General features: G+C 55.4%; 12 protein-coding genes and 6 tRNA genes. 4 read left to right on the top strand and 14 right to left on the bottom strand.

Translation table 11 applies throughout. The features are described 5' to 3' along the window. Positions 1-26 precede the first annotated feature (26 nt). The 10 genes from N7D90_RS06130 to N7D90_RS06085 form a co-directional block, all read right to left on the bottom strand. Positions 27-4,694: a dermonecrotic toxin domain-containing protein gene (locus tag N7D90_RS06130; RefSeq protein ID WP_261741328.1), complete on the bottom strand. Its 4,668-nt coding sequence runs from the start codon at positions 4,692-4,694 to the stop codon at positions 27-29. Between the two features lie 121 nt (positions 4,695-4,815). After that, positions 4,816-5,646, bottom strand: a complete 831-nt coding sequence (locus N7D90_RS06125) for a glycine betaine/L-proline ABC transporter ATP-binding protein (protein ID WP_261741327.1) — start codon at positions 5,644-5,646, stop codon at positions 4,816-4,818. After that, positions 5,643-6,494 carry an ABC transporter permease gene (locus N7D90_RS06120; protein WP_261741326.1) on the bottom strand — a complete coding sequence of 284 codons (852 nt, stop codon included), beginning with the start codon at positions 6,492-6,494 and terminating at the stop codon, positions 5,643-5,645. The genes N7D90_RS06125 and N7D90_RS06120 overlap by 4 nt, the downstream gene beginning before the upstream one ends. Before the next feature lie 21 nt (positions 6,495-6,515). After that, complete coding sequence (locus N7D90_RS06115) at positions 6,516-7,538, bottom strand: ABC transporter substrate-binding protein (protein ID WP_261741325.1); 1,023 nt, start codon at positions 7,536-7,538, stop codon at positions 6,516-6,518. A gap of 245 nt (positions 7,539-7,783) precedes the next feature. After that, positions 7,784-7,859: transfer RNA gene (locus tag N7D90_RS06110), tRNA-Gly, on the bottom strand. A gap of 5 nt (positions 7,860-7,864) precedes the next feature. Beyond that, positions 7,865-7,940 (bottom strand) — tRNA-Glu (locus N7D90_RS06105). A 101-nt stretch (positions 7,941-8,041) separates the two neighbouring features. After that, a tRNA-Gly gene (locus N7D90_RS06100) sits at positions 8,042-8,117 on the bottom strand. 5 nt (positions 8,118-8,122) lie between these two features. Beyond that, a tRNA-Glu gene (locus tag N7D90_RS06095) sits at positions 8,123-8,198 on the bottom strand. Between the two features lie 101 nt (positions 8,199-8,299). Then, positions 8,300-8,375: transfer RNA gene (locus N7D90_RS06090), tRNA-Gly, on the bottom strand. A gap of 2 nt (positions 8,376-8,377) precedes the next feature. Next, positions 8,378-8,453: transfer RNA gene (locus tag N7D90_RS06085), tRNA-Glu, on the bottom strand. A 330-nt stretch (positions 8,454-8,783) separates the two neighbouring features. Here N7D90_RS06085 and N7D90_RS06080 point away from each other — a divergent pair. Further along, positions 8,784-9,542 carry a hypothetical protein gene (locus N7D90_RS06080; RefSeq protein WP_261741324.1) on the top strand — a complete coding sequence of 253 codons (759 nt, stop codon included), beginning with the start codon at positions 8,784-8,786 and terminating at the stop codon, positions 9,540-9,542. 151 nt (positions 9,543-9,693) lie between these two features. On the opposite strand, the gene N7D90_RS06075 is transcribed toward N7D90_RS06080, so the two are convergent. Further along, entirely contained in the window at positions 9,694-10,038 is a 345-nt protein-coding gene (locus N7D90_RS06075) for a YggL family protein (protein ID WP_261741323.1), read from the bottom strand. Between the two features lie 233 nt (positions 10,039-10,271). On the opposite strand from N7D90_RS06075, the gene dacB reads away from it, so the two are divergent. Beyond that, positions 10,272-11,738, top strand: a complete 1,467-nt coding sequence (dacB, locus tag N7D90_RS06070) for a D-alanyl-D-alanine carboxypeptidase/D-alanyl-D-alanine-endopeptidase (RefSeq protein ID WP_261741322.1) — start codon at positions 10,272-10,274, stop codon at positions 11,736-11,738. A gap of 191 nt (positions 11,739-11,929) precedes the next feature. Here dacB and rlmKL read toward each other — a convergent pair whose 3' ends face one another. Further along, positions 11,930-14,200, bottom strand: a complete 2,271-nt coding sequence (gene rlmKL, locus N7D90_RS06065) for a bifunctional 23S rRNA (guanine(2069)-N(7))-methyltransferase RlmK/23S rRNA (guanine(2445)-N(2))-methyltransferase RlmL (protein ID WP_261741321.1) — start codon at positions 14,198-14,200, stop codon at positions 11,930-11,932. 181 nt (positions 14,201-14,381) lie between these two features. Between rlmKL and N7D90_RS06060 the strand changes: the two genes are divergently transcribed. Further along, positions 14,382-14,597: a hypothetical protein gene (locus N7D90_RS06060; protein ID WP_261741320.1), complete on the top strand. Its 216-nt coding sequence runs from the start codon at positions 14,382-14,384 to the stop codon at positions 14,595-14,597. Positions 14,598-14,740: 143 nt separating this feature from the next. Beyond that, entirely contained in the window at positions 14,741-14,956 is a 216-nt protein-coding gene (rmf, locus tag N7D90_RS06055) for a ribosome modulation factor (protein ID WP_261741319.1), read from the top strand. Positions 14,957-15,084: 128 nt separating this feature from the next. Here rmf and N7D90_RS06050 read toward each other — a convergent pair whose 3' ends face one another. Next, the gene (locus N7D90_RS06050) at positions 15,085-16,110 is read right to left on the bottom strand and encodes a quinone-dependent dihydroorotate dehydrogenase (protein ID WP_261741318.1); all 1,026 of its coding nucleotides are present in this window, start codon (positions 16,108-16,110) and stop codon (positions 15,085-15,087) included. Positions 16,111-16,232: 122 nt separating this feature from the next. Then, positions 16,233-17,210 carry an OmpA family protein gene (locus tag N7D90_RS06045; RefSeq protein ID WP_261741317.1) on the bottom strand — a complete coding sequence of 326 codons (978 nt, stop codon included), beginning with the start codon at positions 17,208-17,210 and terminating at the stop codon, positions 16,233-16,235. Positions 17,211-17,306 lie beyond the last annotated feature (96 nt).

Genomic DNA, 17,306 nt, shown 5'->3' with positions numbered 1-17,306 from the left:
TCAAAGGTGGTAACAGGATATTTGGCTTAAGACAAAAACAACCGTAGGGCCAGGGCCTTGTCCAGCTTCGCGCGGTACACCTGGATGTATTCATGCGCGGTCCTGGCTTTGGCGTAGAGCCCTTGCTCACTCCAGGTACGCTGCTCGGCCGTTTTCAGATGCGCCACTTCAAAGTTTTCGGCAGGGGTTTGCGACTCTGCGTAATGGAAGTGGGCAAACCATAACGCCTTGCCGTCCTTGTCGTTGATGGCGTACTCCTGGAGATAATCCTTGCGCTGGCCTTTGGCTAAATGCCGCCTCGGCCCAGCCCGGGAGACCGTGACATCCCCTTGAGTGTGCAAATATTCGACGTTCGGCCCCGTCGGTGGCAGTCGCTTGATGATCTGAATACGCAGGCTTCTGCCTTCATTACGCAACTGTACAGCGCTGGACTTAAGCTCGGCACTCAGCGCCAGTACCACAGTTCTGCGCTCATCGGTCAACGACTCGCTCTCGACTGGAGTGGCCATGACTATTTGCTCGATCTGATTGGCCACGTCCTCCATGGACTCAGCCTTGTAGACCAGGATTTCCTCGATTTCCACCGGGATTCTCGAGGTGGCGGCGCTCTCCCGGTTATCCAGAATCGCGCGGGTGAAACGCCCCAGCAACATCCGCGCATCGGCTTCAAGTTTAACCAGGTTTTTGCTGTGAGAGACCTGCAGGATCGGCGGCCGGGTACTGCCAAACTCCTCCCATTCGCCGCTTTCGACCTGGCGATAAGAGCGGAAATTCAGACCATCAATACCTTCGCTGACATCGACAATTTCGCTGTCAGCATCAGAGACCGGTTCGCGCTTGATACCGACCAACGTCTGTTTTCGCGTGGTTTTTATGATCTTCTGCCGCGGGTTCGGCAACCTGGCAGTGCTGCTCGGTGCGCCAGCCAACCGACTTGGTCCTGGCCGAGGCTCATCCTGCTCCGAGGACGAGCTTTCAGACTCGCGAATCAGTGATTCCATTTGGAACTCTGCAAAATCTCGCAGATGCCGAATCACGCTCATGGTATCGATCAAATACTCATTGCGAAAATGCTCTGAACCCAGCTCCATCAAGTTGCGGCAAACCCCCTCGGCCGAGTTGTATTGCTGGATGGCATTGTCAAAAAAATCCAGATGCTCATTGCTGTACAGGACGTCATAAAAGCGCATGTGTATCTGAGACCAGGCAGTTTCTGCCAGCGTTCCTTGCCCAAACATATCGAAGGCAAACTGCTCTTCAGGCATCAGATCAGTCGCATCACGCCGTATCAACAGCTCACTCAGAGTTGCCAGATACACCGCTCCCCAGTGACGATCAAAGTACTGGCGCCGGTAGACATCGCTAATACTCTTCAGCGCACTGTCTTTTGGTAAAGGCCGTTTCAGGATTTCGGTAATCGCCGCACTTTCGTAGACCGAATTTTTAAACAACCGTGCTTCAATCTGCTGTGCATCTTTTAATTTCGTCACCCATTGCTCATAAGCGACGCTCGATCCCGATTTTATATCCTCCACCAGCTCAATCAGTTCCGGGATATAGGTGCGCCGGTCATTGGTAACAGGTAATGCCCGCAGTGCTTCCTCCAGAAAATTCTGCAACATGAACAGTTTCATCACCAACTGTATCCACGTTTCCTGGACTCGCTGTTCATAGGCGGCAACAGGAAATATTTTATTGCATTTGGTGTTGATCCTTATAAGTTCCAGCATCCCTTTTCGCCACAAGCCGATTTCGGTTTCAAGACGCTCAAGCAGTGGCCCTTGCCGGTCAGGATTGTTTTTGAGCAGTTCTTCGGTGAGCACCAGCACCGAGTCGCGCTTTTTAAGGTCAGCCAGTAAACGCGACTCCTCCTCGAAGAGTGCCGCCAGCTTCAGGTTTTTATCATCACGCAACGCTTGAATACGCTTTTTCGGCCCGCCACCACGCAACCCCAATCGCAGATCAAGGACCCACTGTCCCGAGGCGTCCTGCCTAAGAGGCGGCCCGAGCCTTTGCGGCTGTAAATTATCCTGCAGCACCAGACTGTCTGCCTGGCGAGTGACGCGGTAGGCCTTGCCGTCCAGTCGTATAAAGGACTTGCCCTGATGCTGGATCACGCCTCTCAAGGGCCCCGTTTGCATGGGTGTTTCGCGGCTCAGATCAACGTCCGCCACAAACGTCTCCAGATGGATGCGCTGGCTATCGGTCAGCTGTAGCGAAGGCCCGAACCAGGAGAAGTCCAACGTTGAAAAACGGTCGAGGTCCTCAAACTCGGATACCTTTCTCTGCCTCAGAGGAGCGGCTTCCGGGGCCGCTACTGTCGCGGGCTTTTCATCCTCGCTCAAGGTGAACATCGGCTCATCAATGGGAGCTTTGCGGCGCAACCCATCATTGGCCTGGGCTTTAAATCGCAGCCCCTCATGCAGTAACGTCAGACTGATATTGAGCAACAGATCAATGATTGTTTGCCTCGCGGCTTCTTTATCACCGTCTATGCGGGCCTGTAAGCCACTGTGAAGACTGATCAGGGTTTGAAAGAGCCAGGCAGCTTTTTGCAGGGGGCCGCTGACAAAAAACGTCAAACCGTTAAACACATCCCATGCATAACGCTTGAGCAAAACCCAGCGACGCTCTGAGCGTGACACGGTCTGCCTGTCTGACAGGGTGATCAGGGCTTCGGCATTTGCCTGGAACAGTGCTTCGAAAATATCGCCTACTACGTATTGAGTACTTAGGGTGGCCGCACTGCGCGGTAAGAACGCCAAAGCCCCTTCCAGAATTACGCTTTCCAGGTGTGGCCGTTCAAAACCACCATCGGCGTAAAAACCGCGCGCTTCATCATCAAGCCAGGCCAGCACCAGTTCTTGCAATTCACCGGGCTGCTTGATGGCCGCCATCAATGCAGCCCACGTCGGGAACTCCAGCAACGCATCAGCGGCAAAGGGTCGATAAAGCACAAAGGGGCCAAACTGGATGTCGCGCGATCCGAATACAAACATGTTCGCGACATAATCCACCCCGGCCCCCTCGTAGGCGTGAAAACCCAATGGCCTGACGCATAGCGATGCCGGATCAAAATTGAGCAGGTGATCAAGCATCTGCCAGCCGTTATCCGTGAAACCAGCCTGCCCTCTGATCTTTTTTTCCAGCGCAAGCATGGGTAATTGAGTACTCAACTGGCGCTTGTACAACACCTGACGCCGCGCCGATTCAACCCGATCATCAATCAGCAGGCGTTTGAGCAATGCGATGTACTGGCTGCCAATATCAAGCTCTTCCAGCAGGCCTTTTACGTAACGCGAGGTCAACCAGACAGGTACGGGCTGCCCCCCTTGAATACTCACGGTCATCAGCCCCGCCGGTTTGCCGCCGATGTATTTCAGCGCAAACTCAGTCAGTGGGATGACCTCTTCCGTCAGTAACCCCAATTGCAGGTTTTCGATCGACACGTCATGGATCTCGACTTTCGATACATCCAGCGTTGAATGCGGCTGGTCCCGCTGAATCCGCGTGGCAAGCGTCTGAACGGCGTATTGCGGCAATAATGCAATGTCGTCCAGAAAAGTTTGGCCCCGGCTCTGCATTTGCCCGTTCGCTTGAGCGGCCATCAGCTTGCTGTAAGCCAATTGCTCCTGGCCCGTAGCCTGCTGGAGCCACAGCGGTAGTTTGGACATCACCCGTTCGAACTCGGAGCGCTCTTGCTGGCTGAAAAACCCAAACATTCCTCCCGCAGCATCCAGCGCTTGTTCCAGTCGCCCTACACTCCAGAGCTGCTCCTGAGCGGTTTGCCCTAACTGGGCCAAGTGCCGCAATTGTTCATCCAGCAGCGTCAGTGCCAGGCCGGTAAAGAGATTTCCGTCCGGCTCTTGCAACGACCAGGTAAATGACGGCCCCATGAGTGTCCCTTGCAAGCGTCGGCTCAAGACGCCAGCAAACTGCTGCATTGAGTCAAACACCTCGACTCCGCGGCTCAGCGAGTAACTGAGGATCAACAGGCGATCTGACATTTGCCGCGTAATCAAAACCGTTCCGGGCAACTGGAAATTCAGTGTCTCCGTTGCCTGGACACACTGAATATTGACCAGCCAGGTATGCAACGGGGTTTCTTCGGCCATTTTCGAGCGGGCCGTTTTATAGGGGAAATGTGCTGCGACGGCTAATGCTGCCGACTGTTCATTAGGCAAGTCCAACAATGGGATGGTTACGTGCAGCCCCACCTGCAGGACCTCCTGCAACCATTGAAACGGGCTGATGGACAGGGGATTGGCTTCGCTCCAGAACTGTGCCAACGCCTGCTGATAGACATCAACCACCAACGGCGCGCAGTCATTGACCAGTTTTTGCACCTGCTCCAGATCAACCGGCAAGGGCTGCGGGGCCAGCACTGTCAAGTCAGTGGTCAAGCGATGAAAGCCCTTTATCAGGCTTACGGGTGTGGCATCGATATAGCTTTGCATCAGCACGTCAGCCAGTGCCATAAACCGAAAACCACGGGGTTGGTTCGCAAGCGGCTCGGCTATCCAGAGCACCGCACTGCCAGTATCAAGGTTCGGATACTGATCTTGCAGCAGGCTCTTGAAGAGCTGGGCAATCACGCCTTGAAAGGTGGGGCGTAGAGCAAAGTCATGCTCGGCAAAACTGCCCAGCAGCGAGTAGCGGGCAATCAAGTCAGGCGTTGAAGAGAGTGTTTTCATGGCCAATCCATTGTTTGAATCACAAGAGGCGGCCTGGCTTTTAACGAATGTGTCTGCCAAACCTGATCTCGCGATTCAACGCAATGCAGCGACCTGCAAGGTAGTAGCCGGATATATGGCGCTAAGCGCTGACGCGACGACGCTGAACAAAACGATCGACATAGTCATCGGCAGGCGTCAGCAGAATGTCCTGTGCGGTGCCCACCTGAACCAGTTGCCCGTCCTTTAGGATGGCGATGCGATTGCCGATGCGCAGCGCCTCGTCCAGATCATGGGTGATAAAAACGATGGTCTTTTGCAGCGTGCGTTGCAGCGCCAGCAATTGATCCTGCATCTCGGCCCGAATCAATGGGTCAAGAGCACTGAAGGCTTCATCCATCAGGATGATATCGGTGTCAGTCGCTAGTGCCCGCGCCAGCCCGACGCGCTGGCGCATACCACCCGACAGCTGGTGAATAAAGGCCTGTTCATAGCCTTGTAGCCCTACAACTGACACCCAGTGTCGCGCCCGCTCATCGCACCGGGCCTGGGTTTCGCCCCGCACCTTGAGGCCATAAGCGACGTTTTCCAAGACGTTGCGATGGGGTAGCAGGCCGAAATTTTGAAACACCATGCTGATTTTGTGTCGCCGAAAATGGCGCAAGGCAGGCATGTCGTACTCAAGAATATTCTCTCCATCCACCAGAATCTGGCCGCTGGTAGGGTCGATCAAACGGTTCAAATGCCTGACCAGCGTGGATTTCCCCGAACCGGACAGGCCCATGATGACAAACACTTCACCGGCGCGAATCGACAGCGACAGATCGTTGATACCAATCACACATCCGGTTCTGGCCAACACCTCATCCTTGCTCTTGCCATCCCGGATCAGTGCCAGCACCTCCTTCTCGCGGTTGCCGAACACCTTGAACACGTTACGTACTTCGATCTTGTTGATCGCCACTTCACTCATTGTTGGCCTCCATGCCGAGGTCGGCCATACGCTTGGGTTATACGGTCAATGACCACTGCCAGAATGACGATAGCCAATCCGGCTTCCAGCCCTTTGCCAACGTTGAGGGTTTGAATGCCCACCAGCACATCCTCGCCCAGGCCTCGGGCACCGATCATCGAAGCGATCACTACCATCGACAATGCCATCATGGTGGTCTGGTTGATACCGGCCATGATGCTGGGCATGGCCAATGGCAATTGCACGCCAAACAACTGCTGCCAAGGGTTGGCCCCAAAGGCGTTGATCGCCTCCATCACTTCACGGTCAACCTGACGCAAGCCCAGATCGGTCAGACGGATCAGCGGCGGTACGGCATAAATCACCGTGGCGAAGATTGCCGGAACCTTGCCCAGACCAAACAGCATCAGCACCGGAATCAGGTATACGAAGCTGGGCATGGTCTGCATGATATCCAGCAGCGGTATCAATACAGAACGCAGGCGGTTGCTACGTGCAGCCAGGATTCCCAGAGGGATCCCCAGCAATACCGAAATAACCGTGGCCACCATCATCAGCGCCAGGGTTTGCATCAACTTGTCCCACAGACCAACCGCGCCCACCAGAAACAGCAGACCGACAATCAACAGCGTGCCGAGAATTTTACGCGTGGCATGCCAGGTAATCGCGCCAACGATGGCCAGCATCAGCCACCAGGGCGTTATGCGTAGCAGATGCTCGAGATTGATGATGGCCCACAGCAGCGTTTCGGAGATGTGCCGGAACACATCGCCGTAGTTGCTGACCAGCGCATCGACCCCGTCATTGACCCATCCAGCGATGGAAAACGTCAGATTGTCAGGAAACATGCCGTGCTCGTGTTCAATGGGTTAGTTGGACTTGAGCGCTGCATCGACTTTTTCAGCCGCTTGCGGGGTCACCCAGGCATGCCAGATTTGCGGTTGTTCGCGCAAAAAGGCTTCGGCAGCCTTACGCGGCTCGGTGCGTTTCTCGCTCATCTGGGCCAGGGTCGTGTTGAGCAACTCAATAGGGAAATCGACCTTTTGATAAAACTCGACCAATTGCGGGTATTGGGCTTTGAAAGGTGCTGATACGCCAATCGCCAGCTTTGCCGGTAATGAGCGCGTGCCCTTGGGGTTGGGGTTGTTGACGTCAGCCAGGGTCTTCCAGGCTTCGGCGTCAAAGGCTGGTTCTTCGAGCTTGATCAATTTGTAGCGCCCGATCAGCGGGGTCGGTGACCAGTAGTAGAACAACACCGGCTTGCCACGACGAATCGAGGAGCTGACTTCGGCATCCAGCGCCGCGCCTGATCCGGTGCGGAAGTTGACGAAATCCTTGTCTAGCCCGTAAGCCTTGAGCTTCTGGCTGTTCACAGTTTCGGAGGTCCAACCGGTAGGGCTATTGAGGAAGCGACCACGGGTCGGGTCTTCCTGATCGCGAAACACGTCTTTGTAGCGGGCCAAATCATTTACCGACTTCAAGTCCGGGGCCAACGCCTTGATGCCTTTTTCCGGGTCGCCCTTGATCACATATTCGGGCACCCACCAGCCTTCACTGGCGTTCTTGACGATGTCTCCCAAACCGAAAACCTTGCCCTCGGCTTCAGCCTTGATCCACACGGGGCTGCGCCCGGCCCACTCTTCGCCAATGACTTGAATGTCATTTTTGGCCAGGGCGGCCTCCAGGCTCACGGTGCTGCCGGGCAAGGTGTCGGTTGCAACGCCGTAGCCTTTTTCGGTGATCAGGCGCAGCACTTCAGTAATCAGGCTGCCGCTCTCCCAGGTAATGTCACCGAAGTGAACCGGCGCTGCCGAGTTGTCGGCCAGCACCGGCTGCGTGAGAAGCAAAAACGCCAATAGCGGCCCGCCGAGCCACTTCTTCACATTGTTCATACAGATTCTCTTGTTGATCCGCCCAAGAGGCGTGATTAAGCAAGTAGCATTTCCTTGCGCGCACTCAACAGTCGGGCAAATGAATCCCCGCCACACCTGTAGCGTAGCCGCTGAAATTCAGATAGCGATTCAGAGCACACCGAACGGATGCTCGCTGGAAAATAGAAACGCAGAAACGCAAAAAGCAGCCATAAGGCTGCTTTCTGTGTGTTTTTTGAAACTGCGTAGCTCCAAAAAACAAAATTTGGAGCGGGAAACGAGACTCGAACTCGCGACCCCGACCTTGGCAAGGTCGTGCTCTACCAACTGAGCTATTCCCGCAATAATGGCGTCCCCTAGGGGACTCGAACCCCTGTTACCGCCGTGAAAGGGCGGTGTCCTAGGCCACTAGACGAAGGGGACGTTGCCCGAAACATACAAGTACGTTTCAGTGCCAGATCACCAACAAAAGCTGATGTCTTGGCTTTCACTCAACTTCGCCCGAGAGCAAAGCTGCTTAAAAATGGAGCGGGAAACGAGACTCGAACTCGCGACCCCGACCTTGGCAAGGTCGTGCTCTACCAACTGAGCTATTCCCGCAATAATGGCGTCCCCTAGGGGACTCGAACCCCTGTTACCGCCGTGAAAGGGCGGTGTCCTAGGCCACTAGACGAAGGGGACGTTGCCCGAAACATACAAGTACGTTTCAGTGCCAGATCATCAACAAAAGCTGATGTCTTGGCTTTCACTCAACTTCGCCCGAGAGCAAAGCTGCTTAAAAATGGAGCGGGAAACGAGACTCGAACTCGCGACCCCGACCTTGGCAAGGTCGTGCTCTACCAACTGAGCTATTCCCGCAATGGCGTCCCCTAGGGGACTCGAACCCCTGTTACCGCCGTGAAAGGGCGGTGTCCTAGGCCACTAGACGAAGGGGACACGCTACAACTTCACTGGTTACATGCGTTTGGCTGTTCGCTTTACGCTGCAATTGGCGCGCATTCTAGGGATGGATTGGAAGGTCGTCAACCCCAATATGAAAATATATTGAAATCAATGACTTCCCGACTATTAAGGCATTTTCGTACATAGGCGCAAGCCAAGCTCCTGGCGCCTATATTCCGACACCCTACAAGGCGCTATGATTGCCGGGCCTCAGTGATGGCAGTTTGCTGCACATCGATCCTAAGCCTCTATATAGTCAGGCCGGCAGATCTCACCGAGACAGCGCATCCACACCCAGAAGAGGTTTTAACGTTGACGCCTTCCATGATCGCCCTGCTTGTCGTCGTCGGGATCGCACTATTGATCGCTATCGTCTACATGAACCATGTTGTGGAAAACAACAAACTGGAAAAAGCTCGCCTCAAGGTCGAGTTCAACGACCGTATACGTCGCTGCAGCGAGGTCAACGAGACCTTTCCCGGGCAACTGATGTCACCTGGCCTCAAGCTGCTGCTGACACGCCTTGAGCTCAATGCGACACAGCGCCTGCTGCTCCTGCAAAAATCCAGCGCGGCGCTAAAAGCCCAGGTAACCGAACTCAATGGGCTGATTGCCAAAGGCGAGTCGATACCTGTCAACAACCCGCCGAATCCTATCCTGACTGAAGCCAAAGCCAAGGACGTGCGCTTTTTGCTTGAGACCCTGCACGGTCAGATTACCCGGGCGGCCAAGGATGGGTATTTACCGACCAACGAAGCCAAACAGTGGATCAAGGAGATCCGCCACCTGCTGGTCGTTGTGCATATCGAATTTTTTAACAATCTGGGCAAAATCGCCCTGCAGAAGGACCAGCCAGCACAAGCACGCTTGGCCTTTGAGCGCGCCGTGCAGTACTTGCGCAAACAGCCGGTACCCGCCATGTACAACGCTCAGATAAAGGATTTCGAAGCGCAACTGGCACGCGCCAACGCACAGGTGCTGAGCACTCTTGAGCCGACTACGGAAGAAGTCAACGAATTGACCGAAGGCCTGAAAACAGACGACACCGATGCTGACTGGAAGAAAAAGTCCATCTACGACTGAGGCATATGTGCAGCTGCTACGAAACACTGGCCCACGCGAAATCACGCAGATCATTGCGTGCAGTAGGGCCAAGGAATTCGATGCTCGACCCAGGACAGGTCAGAGGGGCAAACATATAAAGGCAGCCCTTGGGCTGCCTTTATATTTGACGTCAGGCTACCGGATTGATCGGCTTTTCCGGGTACCACACGTCCAACAGCGGGCTAACTTCAACGCTGCTCAGCTCTGGGCGCGCTTTCAACCAGGATTCAACAGCTGCACGCTGTTCTTCGCTGACCGAGCCACGCTTTTGCAGGCAAACCAGACCGTAGTCGTCGCCGCCAACATAACCCAGGCCGTTAGCTTCCATGGCTTCAGCCAGGAAAGCTGCCAGGAATGCATCGATAGCCTCTTCCGACAGGTCTTCTTTGAAATCCAGGTTCAGCTCAAAACCCAACTCCTGAAATTCATCAACGCACAGTTTTTTGCGCAGACGCTGGGAACGATTAGTAGCCATTGAACAATCCTCTTAAGTAATAACGGGCGGCACTTTAGCAGTTTAAGAGAACCCTTGCCCGGTTCCGTGCGAACGGTTCATCGTTTTCTATACTTAAACCGCCAAACCCGGCAACAGGTGGATGCACAAGCCCGACAAGCTTGGGGCATAATGCCGACACTTTTAAGACCATTGAGGGAACTTATTATCATGCCCTCTTATTTTTTTCCCTCGCCTGCAGGGTTTTACTTCATATGATCAAATCTTTACGGCCACTGTTTCTTGCCAGCCTGTTTTTGCCACTGGCCTTCGGCGCCAACGCCGCCCCTGTCAACACCACTCTTTCGCCCAAAGTTCAGCAAGCGCTCAAGACCAACAAACTGCAGGACGATGCACTGTCTCTTGTCCTGTTGCCACTCAACGGCCCCGGCATCCCAACCGTTTACAACGCCGATGTATCCATGAACCCGGCCTCCACCATGAAGCTGGTGACCACCTACGCCGCTCTGGAAATGCTTGGCCCGACCCATCAATGGAAAACCGAGTTCTACACAGATGGCACCCTGAACAACGGGATCCTGCAAGGCAACCTGTACCTCAAGGGCGGCGGCGATCCCAAGCTCAACATGGAAAAGCTCTGGCTGCTGATGCGCGATCTGCGTGCCAATGGCGTGCAGCAGGTGACCGGCGATCTGGTGCTTGATCGCAACTTCTTCGAACAACCGCAACTCCCGGCATTCAACGACGACGGCAATGACAAGAACAAACCGTTCCTGGTCAAACCCGACTCACTGATGGTCAACCTTAAAGCCCTGCGCTTCGTGGCACGCAACGACTCAGGCAAGGTCCTGATCTCGGTTGAGCCACCGATTGCCAGCATCAAGATCGACAACCAGGTAAAAGCCCTCAACTCCAAGCAATGCACCGGTGACGTACGCTACAACCCGGTAACGCAAGCTGACGGCTCGGTACTGGTCACCGTCAGCGGGCAACTGGCCGATGGCTGCAACTCGCAGACCTATCTGTCACTGCTTGATCATGCGACCTACACCGCTGGAGCGGTACGCGCCATCTGGAAAGAGCTGGGCGGCAGCATTCAGGGCCAGGACCGTCAGGCCAGCGTGCCAAAAAATGCCAAATTGCTGGCGCGGGCCTTCTCGCCAGACCTGGCCGAGATCATTCGCGACATCAACAAGTACAGCAACAACACCATGGCCCAGCAGTTGTTCCTGAGCCTCGGAGCACAGTTCCGCAACGATGCCGACGGTGACGACGCCAAAGCGGCCCAGCGTGTCGTGCGCCAATGGCTAGCGAAGAAAGGCATTACCGCCCCGCACCTGGTCATGGAGAACGGCTCCGGCCTGTCGCGGGCCGAGCGCGTCAGTGCCCGTGAAATGGCACAAATGCTCCAGGCAGCCTGGAAAAGCCCCTACGCTGCCGAGTTCATCAGCTCCATGCCGATTGCCGGCAAAGACGGCACCATGCGCAAACGCCTGAAAACCACAGCCATGAACGGCCAGGCACATATCAAGACCGGCACGCTCAATACCGTGCGCGCAATTTCCGGCTTTAGCCGCGACAGCAACGGCAACACCTGGGCAGTGGTCGCTATCCTCAACGACCCCCGCCCATGGGGCGCTTCGGCGATTCTCGACCAAGTGCTGCTCGACCTGTATCGCCAGCCGCAAGTAGCCAACAGTGCGGTGTCCATCGCGCAATAAGGCGTTTGCCAGGCAATAAAAAAACGCCCCTGATCGCAAGATCAGGGGCGTTTTTTATTGTGGGAGCGAGCCTGCTCGCGATGCAGGCGACTCGGTTAGACGCAAAGCCGAGGTGACGCCATCGCGAGCAGGCTCGCTCCCACTACAGGCCCACCTCTACAAGAAGCAGGCAGACCAGCACTCACACACCCTTAGCGGGCCATGATTTTCCAGGCACGGTGGATTTTGCCGTTGCGAGCAAAGTCCGGATCGATAGTGCTGGCAGTAATTTCTTCGACCGCATAACGCGCTTCCAGGTTTTCATCGAGGATGAATTTGCGGAAGTTGTTCGAGAAATACAGCACCCCACCCGGCGCCAAACGCGCCATGGCCAGATCCAGCAATTGCACGTGATCGCGCTGCACATCGAAGATGCCTTCCATGCGCTTGGAGTTGGAGAAGGTCGGCGGATCGATAAAGATCAGGTCGTACTCTTCACGGCAGGCATCCAGCCATACCATCACATCGCCTTGCTCCAGGCGGTTCTTGTCCGAGAAGCCGTTCAGGGACAGGTTGCGACGCGCCCAATCCAGATAGGTTTTCGACAAGTCGACGCTGGTAGTGCTACGCGCACCGCCATTTGCCGCATGCACACTGGCCGTTGCGGTGTAGCAGTACAGGTTGAGGAAGCGCTTGCCTTCAGCTTCTTTCTGAATACGCATGCGCATTGGGCGGTGATCCAGGAACAGACCGGTGTCCAGGTAGTCCGTGAGGTTCACCAGCAGCTTAACGCCGCCTTCATTGACCTCGGTGAACTTGCCCTGAGCACTTTGACGCTCGTACTGCTTGGTGCCGCTCTGACGCTCGCGACGCTTGACGATCACGCGGTTCTTGTCGATGTTCAGCGCCTGCGGAATGGCCGCCAGGGCATCAAACATGCGTTCAGAGGCTTTTACCGGGTCAATTGATTTCGGTGCCACGTATTCCTGGACGTGAACCCAGTCGTGATACAGGTCGATAGCCATCGAGTATTCAGGCATATCGGCATCATATACACGGTAGCAATCGATGCCTTCGCGCTTGACCCACTTGCCCAGTGCCTTGAGATTCTTTTGCAGGCGATTGGCAAACATCTGCCCGCCTTCACTCAAGCGCGGCTGCTCGATCACCACCGGAACCGGCTTGATCGGGTTGCCGTTCTTGTTGAACTTCTCGTACTTGCCTGGCGCTTCGATGTTCGACGGCAGATCCGACTCAGCCTGCTCGCGATCGATCTGACGCTGCTCAGGGGTACGTCGCTCACCCGTCACGAACTGATCCGGCACAACCTTGATCAACAGCAGCTTGCACGGCAACGCGCCGTTCCAGAACGAATACTGTTTGTGGCTACGGATGCCCATGCGCTTGCCCAGATCCGGGGCACCGGTAAACACCGCAGCCTCCCAGTTCAAACAGGCCTGACGCAGACGCTCACCAAGGTTCTGGTAGAGGTAGAGCAAGCTCGCCTCGTCACCCAGACGTTCGCCGTACGGAGGGTTGCAGATGACCAGGCCTTTCTGGTTCTGGTCCGGGCGCGGCTCAAATGTCGCCACTTCACCCTGGTAGATTTTGATCCAGTGGCTCAGGCCCGCACGCTCGATGTTGTTGCGCGCTGGCTGAATCAGGCGCGGGTCGGCTTCATAACCACGAATCCACAACGGCGGCTTGGCCATACCGGCTTCTGCACGCTCAGTCGCTTCCTGGTGAAGCTTTTTCCAGATGGCCGGCACGTGACCGAGCCAGGCATCAAAACCCCAGTGAATGCGGTTGAGGTTGGGTGCCATGTCGGCTGCAATCATCGAGCCTTCAACCAGGAACGTACCCACACCACACATCGGGTCAGCCAGGGCTGCGCCTTCGGCAGCCAGACGTGGCCAGCCTGCACGAATCAGGATGGCCGCCGCGAGGTTTTCCTTCAGCGGTGCAGCACCTTGCTGAAGACGATACCCACGCTGGTGCAAGCTGTGACCCGACAGATCCAGGGACAAAATCGCCTCACCGCGATCCAGACGCAAATGGATGCGCATGTCGGGGCTGATCTTATCGATGGACGGACGCTCGCCAGACGGCGTACGCAATTTGTCGACGATGGCGTCTTTTACTTTCAGGGCGCCAAAGTGGGTGTTGTCGATGCCCGAGCCGTGGCCACTGAATTCAACGGCCAGCGTGCCATCCGGGACCATGTGGTCATGCCACTCAATGTCCAGAACGCCGTGGTACAGGTCTTCCGCATCTTTCATCGGGAAGCGCTTGAGCACCAGCAACACACGGTTTGCAAGGCGCGACCACAGACACAAGCGGTAGGCAGTTTCCATATCCGCCATGCCACGAATGGCCGAGGTATGCTCGCGAGCTTCCTCAAGGCCAAGGCCGGTGGCCTCTTCGAGGAGCAGGCCTTCAAGGCCTTTGGGGCAGGTAAGGAAGAGTTCGTAACGATCCGACATGGGATTCCTGGGCTTTTAGCTATCAGTGAGAAGGCAACGCATTGCCTGCTCCGTTTTCAATCAAGCGCTTTTCTTGAAGAGCGCTCGTGTGGCACGAAACTGTGCCATTCCACCGAGGCGTCATTCATGCCCTGAGGCACGAAGAGTTTAGACGCAGAGGCAGGTCATTCATGGAGAAACGATGAGTGATATTCAGACCCTTCGTCGAATAGTGCCCCAGCAAAACAGGCGGATATTCGCAGCAGAGAATGAAACGCATCATCTTTGTAAACACTCGCCCTATCAGGCTTTGGCCGTTTTCGGCGGCGAAAAAACGACCTTACTTATGGCCATAACACCAATATCGTTACGTCCTTATGACAAAACGATCATTCACACGCCTTGGCGCATTGGTTAGAACTCAACACAGGTTATCGCCGCACAGGCCATAACAAAATGCTCGCCACGCCGGCAGCGAGCACACCAACGGCAGAACACTCTGCCCCGACCTCAGTCAGGTCGACGCTAAACAAAACAGTCAACAAGTGAGGGCAATACCCTATGAGAAGACTTAAGCGTGATCCGTTGGAAAAAGCTTTCTTACGCGGATATCAATACGGTGTTAACGGAAAATCCCGTGAGCTTTGCCCTTTTACTCTACCGTCGGTACGCCAAGCCTGGATTAACGGCTGGCGCGAAGGACGCGGCGACAACTGGGACGGTATGACTGGCACTGCGGGCATCCACAAACTCAACGAACTTCACGCCGTCGGCTAACTCTGGGCAAATCCGACATCACCTCTAAGCTGTAACGACTCAACCTTGCCGCCCTATCCAGGCGGCGGGCTTCGGCCCAGGGGCTCCTTAGGGGAGCCCTTTTTATTGCCTGTCTGTTACGTCGCTACTTATTTTCGAGGCAAGGCAGAAATGGCATCGACTGCTTCGCGAATCAAGGCCGGGCCTTTGTAGATAAAGCCCGAGTAGATCTGCACCAGGCTCGCACCCGCAGCGATTTTCTCTGCTGCGTGCTTGCCTTCAGTGATCCCGCCTGCAGCAATGATCGGCATCCGGCCTGCCAGTTCACCTGCCAGCACCTGGACCGTGTGAGTGCTTTTTTCCCGTACTGGCGCACCCGACAAGCCACCCGCCTCGTCACCATGTTCCATACCCTCAACACCCACACGACTCAAGGTGGTGTTGGTGGCAATAACTGCGTCCATACCCGTCTCAAGCAGCGCCTGAGCCACGAGCACGGTTTCTTCGTCAGTCATGTCAGGGGCAATCTTGATCGCCAGCGGTACGCGCTTTCCGTGGCGCTGCGTCAGTTCGTTCTGACGCAACTGCAGGGCTTCGAGCAACTGCTTGAGCGAATCGCCAAATTGCAGGCTGCGCAGACCAGGCGTGTTCGGCGAGCTGACGTTCACCGTCACATAGCTGGCGTGGGCATACACCTTGTCCAGGCAGATCAAGTAGTCATCGACTGCACGCTCCACCGGGGTATCGAAGTTCTTGCCGATATTGATCCCCAGAATGCCCTTGTACTTGGCTGCCTGAACCCGCGTCAGCAAGTGATCAACCCCGAGGTTGTTAAAACCCATGCGATTGATGATTGCCTGCGCTTCAGGCAAGCGGAAAATTCGTGGCTTTGGATTGCCCGGCTGAGGGCGCGGCGTGACCGTGCCAACCTCAACGAAACCAAAGCCCAGCTGTGCAAAACCATCGATGGCTGCACCGTTTTTATCCAGCCCCGCGGCCAGCCCGACCGGGTTCGGAAAATCGAGCCCCATCACCGTCACTGGCAACCTTGCCGGCGCCTTGCACAACAAACCGTTAAGCCCAAGACGGCCGCCCGCACCGATCAAGTCCAAAGACAGATCGTGAGAGGTTTCAGGGGAGAGTTTGAAGAGCAACTGGCGGGCCAGGTTATACATGGGCTGATTGGACTCAAAGGGTAGTTTGAAAAGAACGCAATTATAGCTGTGCGGCCCGCTAAATCACAGGCAAAGAAAAACCCGGCCTAAGCCGGGTTTTTCTGAACAGCCGAGCTAAAAAATTACTTAGCTTCTGCTTGAACGGTAGCTTCTACGCGACGGTTCAGAGCACGGCCTTCTTCAGTTGCGTTGCTTGCAACTGGGTTGGCTTTACCGTGGCCGACTGCGTCTACACGGTTAGCTGCAACACCTTGGTTAACCAGAGCTGCACGAACAGCGTCAGCACGACGCTGCGACAGTTTCTGGTTGTAGGCGTCTGGACCTACGCTGTCAGTGTAACCAGCAACAGTGGTGTTGGTCGCAGGGTACTGCTTCATGAAATCAGCAACGTTGTTGATGTCAGGCATGTACTGCGATTTAACAACCGACTTGTCGAAGTCGAATTTCACGTCAAGTTCAACGCGAACAACTTCAGCGATCGGAGCTTCTGGCTCTGGCTCAGCGATTGGTGCTGGAGCTGGAACTGGAGCAGGAGCTACTTTACCGCCGTTGCCGCCGAAGTTCACACCCAGGCCAACAGTAGGAGCGTAGTCCCACTTGCCGTTGTCCAGTTTGTAGTCAGCTTCAACGCCTGCACGGGCGAACAGGTTGTCAGTGATGTACCACTTAACACCGGCGCCTGCAGTCAGGAAAGTAGAGTGATCGCGACCGCTGTGGCCATCAGCCTCAACGTTGGTCATGCTCTTGTGAGCAACACCACCGGAAACGTATGGACGCAGAGCGTCGCCTACGGTGCCGAAGTGGTACTGAGCGTTCAGACCAAAGTTGTCGCCTTTGATTTTCTGGTTGCCAGTGCCGTCATTCGAACGGGTGTGGTTGGTTTTGTCGTAGGTCAGGTTCAACGAAACGTCGTCGGTCAGGAAGTAACCGATCGATGCGCCTGGGTTGAAGCCGTCTTCTACGTGATTGACGCTGTCGTTGTACTGTTTTTTGTAGAACAGTTCACCCTCGACCGCGCCTTGGCCTTGTGCCAGGGCACCGAACGAAGTTGCGGCTACAAAGGAACCAATGGCAATGCCCAAGGTGTTTTTCAGTTTCATCCGTTAAATCCCCATCTGGTGATTGTAAAGCAGTCCCACATACCGGGGGACAACTCGGCGGCAAGTCTATCAGACCTTGCCTACACGTAGAGCCAT

Source organism: Pseudomonas fragi, from assembly GCF_025426255.1.
GTDB lineage: Bacteria > Pseudomonadota > Gammaproteobacteria > Pseudomonadales > Pseudomonadaceae > Aquipseudomonas > Aquipseudomonas kulmbachensis.
Note: the sequence above shows the minus strand (reverse complement) of the source record. Positions and strands in the feature narration are given on the sequence as shown.

What these genes read in the sequence shown, in the direction of transcription:
- N7D90_RS06130 (WP_261741328.1), bottom strand. Translation starts at nt 4,694, where the DNA reads ATGAAAACACTCTCTTCAACGCCTGACTTGATTGCCCGCTACTCGCTG.
- N7D90_RS06125 (WP_261741327.1), bottom strand. Translation starts at nt 5,646, where the DNA reads ATGAGTGAAGTGGCGATCAACAAGATCGAAGTACGTAACGTGTTCAAG.
- N7D90_RS06120 (WP_261741326.1), bottom strand. Translation starts at nt 6,494, where the DNA reads ATGTTTCCTGACAATCTGACGTTTTCCATCGCTGGATGGGTCAATGAC.
- N7D90_RS06115 (WP_261741325.1), bottom strand. Translation starts at nt 7,538, where the DNA reads ATGAACAATGTGAAGAAGTGGCTCGGCGGGCCGCTATTGGCGTTTTTG.
- N7D90_RS06080 (WP_261741324.1), top strand. Translation starts at nt 8,784, where the DNA reads ATGATCGCCCTGCTTGTCGTCGTCGGGATCGCACTATTGATCGCTATC.
- N7D90_RS06075 (WP_261741323.1), bottom strand. Translation starts at nt 10,038, where the DNA reads ATGGCTACTAATCGTTCCCAGCGTCTGCGCAAAAAACTGTGCGTTGAT.
- dacB (WP_261741322.1), top strand. Translation starts at nt 10,272, where the DNA reads ATGATCAAATCTTTACGGCCACTGTTTCTTGCCAGCCTGTTTTTGCCA.
- rlmKL (WP_261741321.1), bottom strand. Translation starts at nt 14,200, where the DNA reads ATGTCGGATCGTTACGAACTCTTCCTTACCTGCCCCAAAGGCCTTGAA.
- N7D90_RS06060 (WP_261741320.1), top strand. Translation starts at nt 14,382, where the DNA reads ATGAGTGATATTCAGACCCTTCGTCGAATAGTGCCCCAGCAAAACAGG.
- rmf (WP_261741319.1), top strand. Translation starts at nt 14,741, where the DNA reads ATGAGAAGACTTAAGCGTGATCCGTTGGAAAAAGCTTTCTTACGCGGA.
- N7D90_RS06050 (WP_261741318.1), bottom strand. Translation starts at nt 16,110, where the DNA reads ATGTATAACCTGGCCCGCCAGTTGCTCTTCAAACTCTCCCCTGAAACC.
- N7D90_RS06045 (WP_261741317.1), bottom strand. Translation starts at nt 17,210, where the DNA reads ATGAAACTGAAAAACACCTTGGGCATTGCCATTGGTTCCTTTGTAGCC.